Annotated in this window: 16 protein-coding genes and 1 pseudogene; 6 read left to right on the top strand and 11 right to left on the bottom strand. The window is 59.3% G+C overall.

The features are described from left to right. Positions 1-207: 207 nt before the first annotated feature. Together WD823_RS04400 and WD823_RS04395 are read right to left on the bottom strand one after the other, a co-directional pair. Positions 208-546, bottom strand: a complete 339-nt coding sequence (locus WD823_RS04400) for a type II toxin-antitoxin system PemK/MazF family toxin (RefSeq protein ID WP_368428268.1) — start codon at positions 544-546, stop codon at positions 208-210. Further along, complete coding sequence (locus tag WD823_RS04395; RefSeq protein WP_368428267.1) at positions 536-763, bottom strand: AbrB/MazE/SpoVT family DNA-binding domain-containing protein; 228 nt, start codon at positions 761-763, stop codon at positions 536-538. The genes WD823_RS04400 and WD823_RS04395 overlap by 11 nt, the downstream gene beginning before the upstream one ends. 237 nt (positions 764-1,000) lie before the next feature. On the opposite strand from WD823_RS04395, the gene msrB reads away from it, so the two are divergent. Continuing rightward, positions 1,001-1,567 (top strand): peptide-methionine (R)-S-oxide reductase MsrB, encoded by a 567-nt coding sequence (gene msrB, locus WD823_RS04390; RefSeq protein WP_368428266.1) that lies wholly within the window; start codon positions 1,001-1,003, stop codon positions 1,565-1,567. A 363-nt stretch (positions 1,568-1,930) separates the two neighbouring features. Here the strand turns inward: msrB and WD823_RS04385 are convergent, their stop codons facing one another. From WD823_RS04385 to WD823_RS04375, 3 genes are read right to left on the bottom strand one after another with little or no spacing between them, the layout of a single operon-like run. Continuing rightward, positions 1,931-2,101, bottom strand: a complete 171-nt coding sequence (locus WD823_RS04385) for a hypothetical protein (protein ID WP_368428265.1) — start codon at positions 2,099-2,101, stop codon at positions 1,931-1,933. A gap of 16 nt (positions 2,102-2,117) precedes the next feature. Then, positions 2,118-2,423, bottom strand: coding sequence for a HigA family addiction module antitoxin (locus WD823_RS04380; RefSeq protein WP_368428264.1), 306 nt, complete (start codon positions 2,421-2,423; stop codon positions 2,118-2,120). Positions 2,424-2,431: 8 nt separating this feature from the next. Beyond that, complete coding sequence (locus WD823_RS04375) at positions 2,432-2,710, bottom strand: type II toxin-antitoxin system RelE/ParE family toxin (RefSeq protein WP_368428263.1); 279 nt, start codon at positions 2,708-2,710, stop codon at positions 2,432-2,434. A gap of 182 nt (positions 2,711-2,892) precedes the next feature. On the opposite strand from WD823_RS04375, the gene WD823_RS04370 reads away from it, so the two are divergent. Beyond that, positions 2,893-3,609, top strand: a complete 717-nt coding sequence (locus WD823_RS04370) for an SDR family NAD(P)-dependent oxidoreductase (RefSeq protein WP_368428262.1) — start codon at positions 2,893-2,895, stop codon at positions 3,607-3,609. 57 nt (positions 3,610-3,666) lie between these two features. Here the strand turns inward: WD823_RS04370 and ygiD are convergent, their stop codons facing one another. The 6 genes and pseudogenes from ygiD to WD823_RS04340 all read right to left on the bottom strand — a co-directional run. After that, positions 3,667-4,464 carry a 4,5-DOPA dioxygenase extradiol gene (gene ygiD, locus WD823_RS04365; protein WP_368428261.1) on the bottom strand — a complete coding sequence of 266 codons (798 nt, stop codon included), beginning with the start codon at positions 4,462-4,464 and terminating at the stop codon, positions 3,667-3,669. Continuing rightward, positions 4,461-6,293, bottom strand: a complete 1,833-nt coding sequence (locus tag WD823_RS04360) for a monovalent cation:proton antiporter-2 (CPA2) family protein (protein ID WP_368428313.1) — start codon at positions 6,291-6,293, stop codon at positions 4,461-4,463. The genes ygiD and WD823_RS04360 overlap by 4 nt, the downstream gene beginning before the upstream one ends. 169 nt (positions 6,294-6,462) lie before the next feature. Further along, complete coding sequence (gene gstA, locus WD823_RS04355; protein WP_368428260.1) at positions 6,463-7,071, bottom strand: glutathione transferase GstA; 609 nt, start codon at positions 7,069-7,071, stop codon at positions 6,463-6,465. Between the two features lie 77 nt (positions 7,072-7,148). After that, positions 7,149-8,135: a glutathione S-transferase family protein gene (locus WD823_RS04350; RefSeq protein ID WP_368428259.1), complete on the bottom strand. Its 987-nt coding sequence runs from the start codon at positions 8,133-8,135 to the stop codon at positions 7,149-7,151. Positions 8,136-8,170: 35 nt separating this feature from the next. After that, complete coding sequence (locus WD823_RS04345) at positions 8,171-8,593, bottom strand: DoxX family protein (RefSeq protein WP_368428258.1); 423 nt, start codon at positions 8,591-8,593, stop codon at positions 8,171-8,173. Between the two features lie 257 nt (positions 8,594-8,850). Beyond that, positions 8,851-8,937 (bottom strand): annotated as a pseudogene (locus WD823_RS04340) (quercetin 2,3-dioxygenase); the annotation flags it as partial. Positions 8,938-9,053: 116 nt separating this feature from the next. Here WD823_RS04340 and WD823_RS04335 point away from each other — a divergent pair. The 4 genes from WD823_RS04335 (at position 9,054) to WD823_RS04320 (ending at position 12,503) form a co-directional block, all read left to right on the top strand. Then, on the top strand, positions 9,054-9,962 hold the full coding sequence (locus WD823_RS04335) for a LysR substrate-binding domain-containing protein (protein WP_368428257.1): 909 nt from the start codon (positions 9,054-9,056) through the stop codon (positions 9,960-9,962). 257 nt (positions 9,963-10,219) lie between these two features. Next, entirely contained in the window at positions 10,220-10,846 is a 627-nt protein-coding gene (locus WD823_RS04330) for a DsbA family protein (RefSeq protein WP_368428256.1), read from the top strand. A gap of 722 nt (positions 10,847-11,568) precedes the next feature. Continuing rightward, entirely contained in the window at positions 11,569-11,970 is a 402-nt protein-coding gene (locus WD823_RS04325; RefSeq protein ID WP_368428255.1) for a YajD family HNH nuclease, read from the top strand. Between the two features lie 44 nt (positions 11,971-12,014). Beyond that, positions 12,015-12,503, top strand: coding sequence for a hypothetical protein (locus tag WD823_RS04320; protein ID WP_368428254.1), 489 nt, complete (start codon positions 12,015-12,017; stop codon positions 12,501-12,503). Positions 12,504-12,603: the final 100 nt, after the last annotated feature.

Below are 12,603 nucleotides of genomic sequence, written 5' to 3'. Positions count from 1 at the left end.
GATCTCGCCGCCGCTCACCGGCGATTGCCCGAGCAGCCGCCGCAGCTCGGAGACCCAATGAAACGACATCATCTGCTTAAAGGCTTGGCGGCCGCGCCGTGGCCGGGCGTGTCCAGGCGCAGGGCGGCAGAACAGTTCTGGTTGACCGGTCGAGTTACTGCCGTAAGGTTGGCTGCGCACGACGCTCGGTAGGCGAGGTCTGCGCCCTCAGAGATCGAGCGCCGACTTCAGCGCCCGGCCTGCTGCCTTCCGGTCTTTTTCCGAAAGTTTGCCGCGTTTGGCGATGATGAAACGATGATCGAGAGTGAAGAGCTTCATGCGCACGACCGAAGGTGCCGGCAGACCGGCGGTATTGAGGTCGGAAATGGGCACGTCGTGTGGCCACGGTGGATTTTGTGCACTCGTGATCATGGCCATGACGCTGTGCCCGGCCTTGCGGCCGAAGGCGGCATGACTCGACAGCACCAGGGCCGGCCGGCGTTTTACCTGTGCTTTGTCCGTAAAGGGAAACGGGACAGTGACCACTTCGAAGCGGTCATAGTCCACGGTAGGCCTCTTCGTCTTCCTTGGAGAGCCACTCGGTCAGCGTGCCCTCGAGGGATTTGACGTAGTCTTTGTCGATCGCTGTGGCGCGCCGCACTATGACTACGTCGTTCTCGATCTCGAACACCACTGCATCGCCGGGTTTGAGGCCCAGCTTACGGCGGATCGCGAGCGGAATCGTCGTTTGGAACTTGCTGGTGAGCTTGGAAAGCTGCTGCATGGGGTAACACTCTCATTACGGTAATGAAGTAATACCGTAATACTATCAGACTCTATCGAGGAGGCAAGGGGAATTACCAAAAATGAAAAATTGGTGGCAAATTGGTAGTTCAAAAACTCAGCCACTTGGCTGACGCAGGCGGTAGGAGCAATCGGGTGAACACCGTCTCGGTAATCCGGTCATAAGGCGTACCAGAAACCCGCGGGGTCATTGGCAGGCCCTGCAATCGGAGGTCCAATGAAACGACGAAATCTTCTGAAAGGCTTGGCGGCAGTGCCCCTGTTGGTCGCGCCGGTATGGCGCGCATGGGCGGGCGCCCCGTCGCGCGGTTCGGCCGGCGTGGAGGCCCTGCAGAAAAGCTGGAAGGATTTTCTCGCGCAGGGCGCCGACGTGGCGTTGACGACGGAGCCGCTCAAACGCTCGAAAGATGAGTGGAAGAAGATTCTCACGCCGGCGCAATACCGCGTGCTGCGTGAAGAAGATACCGAGCGCGCTGGCAGCAGCCCCTTGAACGGTGAAAAACGGCCGGGCGTTTACGTGTGCGCCGGCTGCAGCCTGCCGCTGTTTACATCGGCGATGAAATACGACAGCGGGACCGGCTGGCCGAGCTTTTTTACCTTCATCCCCGGCCACCTCGCCACGAAGAAGGATTACTACCTGGTATTTCCGCGGACCGAGTACCACTGCGTGCGCTGTGGCGGTCATCACGGGCATGTGTTCGATGACGGACCGCCACCCACGGGTCAGCGCTGGTGCAATAACGGGTTAGCGCTGCGGTTCATCCCGAAGGCCGGCAAAGCCTGAACTTTCCTGAATGACTGGGAGCTGAGCGCGGCATAAGCATCGATTCCCTTCCGCGATAGAAATCGGTTTAGTTCATCGTACTGAAGCGTATGCGACGGCTTCAAGCAGCCGCTGGCACGAGTGATTTCCATGACTGAGGTAGCGCGGAGCAATATGTCCCGATTACAAGACAGGGTCGTGATCATCACCGGGGCGGTCGGCAATCTTGGCCGCGCCGTCGCGGAGCGCGTCCAGGCGCAGGGCGGCAGGACGATCCTAGTTGACCGGTCGAGTGATTGGTATGCGTGCCATGCAGCGCGCTGGTGCAGGCGGCAGAGTATGCGACAGGCCAGGCGTGCGAACCTGCTCTTGGTTACCGCATGATCACAGCTTGCGGTAAACTTTTTCGTCTTTCTTCGACAACCACTCGGTTAGCGTCCCCTCAAGGGCTTTAGTGTACTTCTTGTCGAGCGCCGTGGTGCGGCGCTCGCTGCGGAAAATATCGCCAGCTGTTCTCGCGCCCTCAACTGATTTTTCAAACAACTTCTTATTCACGACAAAATTCCTCAAGTCATGCAGCGTGCCGCTGTACGCGTTTTTCCACCTCGGCGCCGATGGCGCGTTGCGCCACGCGCAGGTCGTAGTCGGCTTGAAGCCCCATCCAGACTTCGGGAGACACGCCAAAATATTTGCCGAGACGGAGAGCGGTGTCGGCAGTGATGGCACGTTTGCCATTGACGATGGCGCTGATACGGCCCGGAGGCACGACGATGTCACGCGCAAGCCGGTTGATGCTGATATCCATCGGCCTCATGAACTCTTCGAGCAGAATCTCGCCCGGATGAATCGGCTTAAGGAGCTTTTGTTTCGCGGCCATGGCGCACCTCAGTGGTAATCGACAATCTCAACGTCATGAGCATCCCCGTCCTTCCAGCGAAAGCAGATCCGCCACTGGTCGTTGATGCGGATGCTGTATTCCCCCTTGCGGTCGCCCCGTAGTGCTTCGAGCCGATTGCCGGGCGGGACCCGGAGATCGTCCAGGCGTTTTGCCTGATGCAGATACAAGAGCCTGCGGCGGGCGACCCGTTCGATGGCCCGGAACCGCGGCACGTCCTCATCGTTGAACAGTGCCTTGGTCGTGGCATCGCGGAAAGAACGGATCATCTTCGATAAGCCTATTACGCATGGCGTAATATGTCAAACGAGATTGTATCCACTGTCCACCGGACGAGGGAATTACCAATAGTTAATAAATTGGTAGCTCGCAGTGAATGGTCATTCTGCTTGAGGGGGAGGGGTATATGCTTCAATATGGCGAATTCCTTGATTGACGGGAATGAATGAGCATGTCGAGCTTGAAAGACAGGGTCGTGATCATCACCGGGGCGGTTGGCAATCTTGGCCGCGCCGTCGCGGAGCGCGTCCAGGCGCAGGGCGGCAGGATGGTGCTGGTTGACCGGTCGGGCGATCGATTGGCTGAAACATATCGCGACCTGAAGAAAACCCCACGGCATTGGCTGGCGCCGGGTATCGATCTGACCGATGCCAGCGCGGTGAACGCCGTGGTGGCCGAGGCGTACCAGCGCTTCGGAAGGATCGACGGCCTGGTGAACACCGTGGGCGGGTTTCGCGGCGGCAAACCGGTGCACGAGACCGATCTCGCGGACTGGGATTTCCTGTACGACATCAACGTCCGCACGGCCCTGAACGCCTGCCGCGCCGTGATTCCGTACATGCTCAAAGCCCAACGCGGGCGCATCGTCAACGTCGCCAGCCGCAATGCCTATCAGGGCAGCCCGCATTACGCCGCCTACGGCGCCGCCAAGACGGCGGTGTTGCGGCTCACCGAAAGCCTGGCGGGAGAGCTCAAGACGCGCGGCGTCAACGTCAATTGCATCGTGCCGGGCACCATCGACACGCCGCAGAACCGCGCGGCCATGCCCCAGGCGGATTTCTCCACCTGGGTCGCGCCCGATGATCTCGCGCACGTGGTCGTGTTTCTGTTGTCGGACGAGGCGCGTTCGGTCACCGGCGCGGCCGTGCCGGTGTATGGCCGCAGTTGAACCGTCCCGGTAAGGACGGTTCAACCGGCGGGGTAAACCGGCGCGTGACAGACAATTTTATGATAATTGCAAACCTATCGCCGCCGACAGCATTCCGATGGAACCGTGCTCGATCCCGTCGACGGGGAATGAAATTGTTTCGTTTGGTCGTTGCATGGCAATAATATACAGCAGCGGAAGATAATGATCGGGTGTGGGCACGCTCAGGCGGGCATCTTCGCCCAGCCTGTCATACTCGATCAGCGGTTCGTGGCGGCTCGCAGCGAGATGGCCACGTACAATGTCATTGAAGCGAATCGCCCAATCGTAAGGCTTTGAACCCTCCGTCCATTGAATCAGGCCCAGGTTGTGCACCACATTGCCGCTGCCGATGATCAGCACGCCTTCATCGCGCAGCGGCGCCAGCCTTTTTGCCAGTTCGTAATGGAATCGCGGCGGCTTGGTGCCGTCAATGCTCAGTTGCACGACGGGAACGTCCGCAGCGGGAAAGGCATGCACCAGCACCGACCAGGTCCCATGATCCAGCCCCCACGATTCATCCAGCGACACGCCGACCGGCGCGAGCCGGTCGCGCACGCGCGCGGCCAATGCCGGGTCACCGGGGGTCGGGTACTCGACCTCGAAGAGCGCCCGCGGGAATCCGCCGAAATCATGAATGGTGCGCGGCTTTTCCATCGCCGTCACAGACGTGCCACGCGTGTACCAGTGCGCCGATACCGCCAGGATCGCCTTGGGTCGCGGTATTTCCGCACCAAGACGGCGCCAGGCGTCGGAAAAGGAGTTTCGCCCGAGCGCATTCATCGGATTGCCGTGCCCGAAAAAAACAACCGGTGTCCGGTTCGCATCAGCCGTCATTTTTCATTTCTTGGAATTGAAGCGGCCGATTTATTGCCAGACCTTTCAGGGTGCGCCGGATCATCTGAAAACGAGGCGTCCTGTTCGAATAACCGTTCCAGTTCTTCCGCGCCCTGTTTGGCGCTGGCGATAAGTTTTGCTTCGTCGTGGTGGATTTTGTGCTGCCGCGCCAGCAACGCCTCATCGTGCTCGCGAAAACGGCGCACGGCTTCATCCGCCTCTTTTTTTGTGTGACCCAATGCGATCAGCACTGCACGCGCGAGCTCAACGCTCGACATGAAGGTCTCGCGAATAAGCTTGTCCACGCCGATATCCATCAAGCGGTAGGCGTGAAGCCGGTTGCGGGCGCGCGCAAAGATCTTGAGGCGCGGGTAATGTTTCTTGACCATTTCCGCCGTCTTGATCGAGGCCTCGACGTCGTCGATGGCGAGCACGAAGATTTCCGCTTGATCGGCATGCGCGGCGCGCAGCAGGTCAAGGCGCGAGGCATCGCCGAAATAAATCTTGTTGCCGAATTTGCGCACGAAGTCCACCTGCTCGAAGCTGGCCTCGAGCGCGGTGAACGGGATTTTTTTCATGCGTAGCGTGCGCGCGATCATCTGGCCGAAGCGCCCGAAACCGGCAATGATCACGCGATGCTCGCGCGCCTCGATCTTGTCGAATTCCTCCGGTTTATCGGCGACAAACCCGATTTTCAGGAATTTCTCGTTAACGGCCACTAACAGGGGTGTAACTGCCATCGAGACGGAGACGACGACGATTAACAGGTCCGCCAGCGCTTTATCCAGAATCTGTACCCCCACGGCGGTGCCGAACAAGACGAACGCGAATTCACCGCCCTGGGAGATGAACAGCGCCAAGTTAACGGCGGCGCCGTGGTTCTGTTTCGCCGCGCGCCCGAGCCCGTACAGCAGCAGAGATTTTATCGTCATGAGTCCGACGACCAGACCCAGGATGGCGAGCGGCCGGTGCGCCACGAGGCCAAGATTCATGGACATCCCGACGGCGATGAAAAACAGACCCAGCAGCAGTCCTTTGAACGGCTCAATGTCGGCCTCGAGTTCGTGGCGGTATTCAGAATCCGCCAGCAACACGCCCGCGAGAAACGCGCCCAGGGCCATCGACAGGCCGGCCAGTTGCACCAGTAACGCCGTGCCCAGTACTACGAGTAATGCCGCGGCGATAAATACTTCGTGTATTGCGGCCGAGGCCGCCAGACGCAGAAACGGACGCAACAGCCAGCGTCCGCCGGCGACCACGACCACCACGATTGCCACGGCCTTGACAGCGGCGAGCCAGCTCCAGGCCTGTCCCGCCCCGCTAATCCCCAGCAGCGGAATGAGGGCGAGCAAGGGGATCGCTGCGAGATCCTGGAACAGCAGGATCGCGAACGACGCACGCCCGTAATGGGTGGTGAGCTGTTTTTTCTCCGCCAGCATCTGCAGCGCGAAGGCGGTGGAAGAGAGCGCCAGCACGAGGCCGACCACCAGCGCGGTGATTGGCGGCAATCCCAACGCGATGCCGGCGGCGGCCAGAGCGAGCCCGGTCGCCGCGACTTGTGCCCCGCCGAGGCCGAATATCGGCCGGCGCAGTTCCCACAAGCGCGACGGCCGCAGTTCCAGTCCGATCACGAACAGCAGCAGGACCACGCCGAACTCGGAGAAATGCAGGATGTTTTCGACGTCGCTGACAAAACCGAACAGCCACGGACCGATCAACACGCCCGCGGTCAGATAGCCCAGCACCGCGCCCATGCCCAGCCGTTTGAACAGCGGCACGGCGATGACTGTCGCTATCAAAAACACGACCGCTTCGTTCACCAATGACAGGCCCATCGGGGTCTTCCTTGTGATTGACCGGCAGGCGCTTTGACATGCTGCCCCAGCGGGGTGCGGCCGGCAAGCGGGTAAGGACCCGGACGGCGTTCACCGTCAGCGGATGTCTTGATCGTCGCGGATCGACTGGATAATTTCGTCTTCGGAGGTCAGGCAAGCTCCGCTACTTGAGTAATCCCTCCGCCTTCATTGCTTCCTGGACCGCCGGGCGGGCGGCGATGCGGGCCGCGTAGCTTTGAAGCGCCGGCCACTTACCCATGTCGAGCTTGAACAGGTTCGCCCAACCGAGAATCGTGAACAGATAGGCGTCGGCAATCGTGAATTTATCTCCCATCAGGTGCGGCTTGCCGCCGAGCTGCTGCACCAGAAAATCGCAGCGCCGGCCGAACAGGGCGATCTGGTTGTCCTTCCACTCCGGCGTGATCTTGGGGTTGAACAGGGCGCTGAGCGTTTTGTGCACCTCAGAAGAGATGAAGTTCAGCCATTCCATGAGGCGGTAACGCTCGATCGTCCCGGCCTTGGGCGCGAGGCCGGAGGCGGGTTTCAGGTCGGCCACGTATTGCAGCAGGACCGCAACCTCGGTCAGGATCTGACCATCGTCGAGCCGGAGCGCGGGGACATAGCCCTTCGGATTGACCTCGGCGTAATCCTCACTGCTCGCGGCGCGCTTCTTGGCGAGGTCCACCTTGTCCAGATCGAACGGAATGCCAGCTTCACGCAGAGCGATATGCACCGCCATGGAACAGGCGCCCGGGTAATAATAGAGTTTCATGTATATCTCCTGTGTCAGATTTAGCTGAAAAACCCGCGCCGTGTTTGCCGGCGGCGGGCCTGATGTAAATCAAAAATTCACCGCGTCTTTCGTCTGACCGGTAGTTCGAACCGGTCGCGGTCATGCGCGCGGCTGAAATCGAGCATCGGTCCCAGCGGCACGATACCCGAGGGGTTCAAGTGCCGGTGGCTCAGAAAATAATGGCGCTTGATGTGATCCAGGCTCACGGTCTCGGCCACTTTGGGCTGCTGGTACAGGTCGCGCGCGTAGTTGGACAGATTCGGGTAGTCCGCGATCCGCTTCAGGTTGCACTTGAAGTGCGTCACGTACACCGCGTCGAAACGCAGCAGCGTGGGCAGTAGCCGCCAGTCCGCCTCGGTGACGGCATCGCCGAGCAGATACCGCGTCCGCTCCAGCCGCGCCTCGACTTCATCCAGCGCGTCGAACAGGCGCTTGACCGCGCGCTCATAGACCCGCTGACTGCCCGCGAAGCCGGCCTGGTACACACCGTTGTTGATGCGCTCGTATACAAAGGCATTGATTGCGTCGATATCCTGGCGCCGCGCCGCGGGATAGTAGTTGGTTTTCACGCCGGTGAAGGCGTGGAACTCGCTGTTGAACATGCGGATGATTTCGGACGACTCGTTGTTCACGATGGTTTGCGTCTGTTTGTCCCAGAGCACCGGTACGGTGACTCGACCGCTGTAGTCCGGTTGCGCGCGCGTATACACTTGATGCAAATAAGTCGAACCATTGACGCTGTCGGGCGCGCAGCCCGCGCTATCCGTGAACGTCCAACCTTGGTCGGACATCACCGGCTCGACGACCGACATCGATATCACGTCTTCGAGTTGCTTCAGCCTGCGGAAGATGATCGTGCGGTGCGCCCACGGGCAGGCGAGCGAGACATATAAATGGTACCGCCCCGGTTCGGCGCGAAAGCCGCTCGAACCATCGGCCGTGACAAAGCGACGGAATTGACTTTCCTGACGTACGAATTCGCCCGCGGTTTTGCTGGTGTCGTACCAGCCTTCGTGCCAGACGCCTTTTTGCAAATATCCCATGGCGATGTTCCCGTGTGTGATTCGACAGCTTGAAATCAGGCCGGTTGCCGACGTGCAACTCCGGCGGAAGCAGCGCGCAGCGCCAAAGCGCCGTCACCGAGCAGGGCCTGCACCAAAGCCGCCAGCGCGAGGAACACCGGATACTCCCAGCCACCGTTCGGTGCGCTGAACACCCAGCCGTTGGGTGCGTGCACCAGGGCGGCGCCGAGCAGAATCGGGATCAGTGCCAACGCGACCCAGCGTGTGTAAGCACCAAGCACCAACAGTGTGCCTCCCATTAGCTCAGCTGCGATAACGATGTAGGCGAGAAATCCGGGGTAACCTACCGATTGGAAAAACTGTACGGTGCCGGGCAGAGTAAAAACAAGCAGTTTAAGCATTGCGTGCGCAATAAACATGACGCCCAGACTCATGCGCAGTATGAATGCGGCGTAGGGAGCAGTGCGATTGTCAATCATGGTTGTTTCTCCATTTATTTAGGGGTTGTGGATTAGGTTAAAATCCGAGCAGTCTGGTATTTATCGAGGAAGCATCAGGGCGCCATGCGATGACGGCGAATGCCGGGCGGTGGAGCGTGGATCCAGGAATGGCCGGAGGTACCAGGCTCGTTCATCCCCATGGCCGCCCGCGCTTGCGATAACGACACCGATTCACAGAGGTTATACCGCGTGCCGGCGACGCAAGTGGGCCGGGAAAGTGAATCCCTGCCGCCGCAATAATCGGCGAAGGAAAAGCTGTGATACGAGTCGAGCCAGCCATAGTTAACGTGGCCCCGGTCCTTGCACCTGCGTACGTTCAACATACCGTAGCTCCTAAACAGTCCATTTATTCATGTCATTTGAATATATTCGAAAGCCTATTCTAGTAATTCCCCGCATGATAGCGAATAATTCTGGCCGAGTTATTCAAAATCACTGAATGATTATGCGCCTGACCCTGGACGCCCTGGCTGTACTGGAAGCCATCGACCGCAAAGGCAGCTTCGCGGCCGCGGCCGAGGAACTGCATCGTGTGCCGTCCGCCGTTACCTATACGGTGCAAAAGCTGGAAGCAGACTTGGATGTGTTGCTCTTCGACCGTCGCGGCCACCGCGCCCAACTCACCGAGGCGGGAAGAGAATTATTACGCGAGGGCCGTCATCTCCTGCAGGCAGCGGCCGAACTGGAGTCGCGCGTCAAACGCGTGGCCACGGGCTACGAGGTCGAGCTGCGTATCGCGGTGGACGACGTCATCCCCATGGAGCGGCTTCATCCGCTGTTCCGCAAATTCTATGACGAGAAATTTGGAACACGGCTGCGCCTTCTGATGGAAGTCTATGGCGGGGCATGGGACGTGCTGGCGTCGGGGCGCGCCGATCTCGTGATCGGGGCTCCCGGCGAGGGACCGGCCGGCGGCGGCTATTCCACGCGACCGCTGGGCACGGTGAATTGGCTGTTTGCGGTGGCACCGACGCATCCGCTGGCGAGCGCGCCGGAGCCGATACCGCCCGAGGAAATACTCAAATACCGTTCGGTCGCGGCCGCCGACAGCTCGCGCAACCTGCCGCCGCGCACCTCGGGACTGCTCTCCGGTCAGGATGTGCTGACGGTGCCGGACATGCGCCACAAGATCGCGTTTCAGTGCGCCGGTCTCGGCGTGGGTTACCTGCCCGCGCACCGGGTGCGGGCGGAACTCGCTTCCAGCCAATTGGTAGTGAAACAGGTGCTTGAGTCCAAACCCCGTGTGCCGTTACTGATCGCCTGGCGCACGGCGGACAAGGGTAAGGCGCTGCGCTGGTTTCTCAAGGAACTCGAGGACGGGAAACTTCTCGAAAGCCTCTTGGCCTGAGTTCCCAGGTTGGCGCGCCGTGTCCGCGTCATCTACACTCGGATATACGCGTCACGTGCATCATAACAACGGTCATCCTACCAGTGATAGACAACAGACCGTATCAAACACACAGATCGCAGGGCGGTATAATCGCATTGACCGCGATGATTTTGGTCGCGCATCTGACGGGCTGCGTCAGTCCCACTCCGCCGCTGGCTGTGGAAAAAAACGACACGACTACGGCGACTCCCCAAAGATCGTCCCGAGGATCCGGCATGGCATACCGGGACGGTTCTGTGCCAGTCATCGGGATGGCCGCTATCCGAGTGAGCCTTGAAGGCGAACCACGGTTGGGTGACCCGCAGGCAAAAATCGGCATCGTCGAATATTCGGATTATCAGTGTCCCTATTGCAGCCAATTTCACAACCATATATTTCCCAGGCTGGTAAAAGAATACGTGGACACCGGGGTGGTGCAATTTATATATAAGGATTTGCCGTTGCAGTCGATTCATCCCCAGGCGATGAACGCCGCGCTGGCGGCAAACTGCGCCGGCGAGCAAAACAAATTTTGGCCGATGCACGAAGCCTTGTTCACGAATCATGGCCTATTGGCGCCCGCACTCTATTACCGCCTGGCACGCGAATTCGGCATGGATGAGAATAAATTCTCGGCCTGTCTCCGGGACCCAGCACGCGCGCGGGCCATCATGCGAGATGTCTCTGAGGCGAGAAGGTTGGGCATCACCGGCACCCCATCCTTTGTGATCGGCAAAATCGAAGGCAACGAAGTCAAGGATATGCGGATCGCCAGAGGTCTTACGGCTTTCGAAGCGTTCGCGCAGGTAATTGAAAATTTGCGCGCACACGCCGATCCGGACGCTACATCAAAAACAGAATAACCGCATAGCGTGCCGCCTTGCCGGCGCCGATAAATAGCGCCGAAAGCCATGGATTCATCCGCAGCCATCCGGCGGCAAAGCACAAGGGATCACCCACGATCGGGAGCCACGATAGCAGTAGCAGAGAACTGCCATATTTTTTCAGGTGTCTGATTGCCCGCTCACGGCCAGCCTTGTGCGGCTGATCCAGTGGATAGCGTACCGCCAGCAACCATCCGAGCAGCTAGTGCCCAGTGCCCGAGGCGAACGGGCGACTCCCTTCCGAGGCGAAGCCCCATCGAAGGGAGGACGCCGGGCCGCCACACGAGACAATGTTCATTGAGTCGCCTGGCCGCCACCGCCGAAAGAGCTTGCGCCTCGGGCGGTGGCGGCCCCTTCGGCAATGGGCACAGATAGCCGCAATGAGCGTGTATCCATGAGCGCTACTGCCGCCGTCTCCGAAAGAGCTGCGCCTCGGGATCCGGCGGCTAGGTACTCATGCCGCCGAGCGTGTTACCCAGCGTCGCCACACCCAACAGAGTCCAAAAGCCATAGTGTTGAATATTTGCCAGCGCTGCCAGAACCACCTCGGATCCGCCTGGAAATAAGGTAGCTGAAACAAAAGAACTTATGAAAAGGCCCCACAGGCTCAGTTCATCCACGACAATTCAGCAGCCAAGTGCTCATATCCCCATCATCCCATGCTTTATATAATGATAGAACGAACTTCAGGTGAGATATCCATGGCCGGGAAAAATTCAGGTCCGCGCAAACCAACCGCGCCGCTCGATAATCAAAAGCTTGATGACATCGTCGCAAAAGCTCACAAAGGCCGCGACGCTCGCATAGCGGGTTATCGCGAGCAATCGCTGAAACTCCACCCCTGGGTTTGCGGGCGTTGCGGCCGTACCTTCACGCGCGAGAACCTGCACGAACTCACGGTGCACCATAAGGACCACAATCACGACAATAATCCGCCCGATGGCAGCAACTGGGAGAATCTCTGCCTTTATTGCCATGACAACGAGCATCAGCGTTTCGCCTATCTGGTGCGGGGAGAGGGTTATGCGGTTACCGGTGAGTCGAAAAAATCCTCAACCTACAATCCTTTCGCCAACCTCAAGGACATTCTGAAACACAAATAATTTCGCAGTCGAACCATAGCGAATTACGGATTCAATAAATTATCGTGAAACAAAACCAAACCATCTTGATTTACTGGGCAATCATCGGGTTGTTGTTGCTCACCATTGCCGGCTTGGTGCTGAAATTTATTGTGCTAGGGACGACGGCAACGGGAGAGGACGGCAGGCAGGCGATCATACTCGAGCCCTCTGAACGTGCCATGGTGCTTGGAGAGATGCGTCAGTTTCTCGCCGGGATTCAGGGCATGCTCGAGGCCGCCGAGCGCAATGACGCGGCGGCCATCGCGCGGATCGCGCGCCCGCTCGGCTTGTCCGCGACGCGACACGTGCCCGCCAGCCTGGCGGCGAAACTGCCGCTGGAATTCAAAACGCTGGGACACGGCGTGCACGATGATTTCGACCGTATTGCCATGGATGCCGAGGCACTGAACGATGTCCGTCTTTCCTTGAGCCAGTTGGCCGCGACGATGAAGAAGTGCGTGGCCTGCCACGCCGCCTACCAGATCGCGGTCATATCCCGACCAAACCGCTAGGCTTTCCGTAAACCGACACTTTGTTGCGGATCATTTCATTCCCCACGTTAATCCCGGTGGGGGAAAGGCTTTTTTTGATTTGGGTCAAGGCGCGCGCGCG

The sequence above is a fragment of the Sulfuricaulis sp. genome, assembly GCF_040901545.1.
Taxonomy (GTDB): domain Bacteria; phylum Pseudomonadota; class Gammaproteobacteria; order Acidiferrobacterales; family Sulfurifustaceae; genus Sulfuricaulis.
Note: the sequence above shows the minus strand (reverse complement) of the source record. Positions and strands in the feature narration are given on the sequence as shown.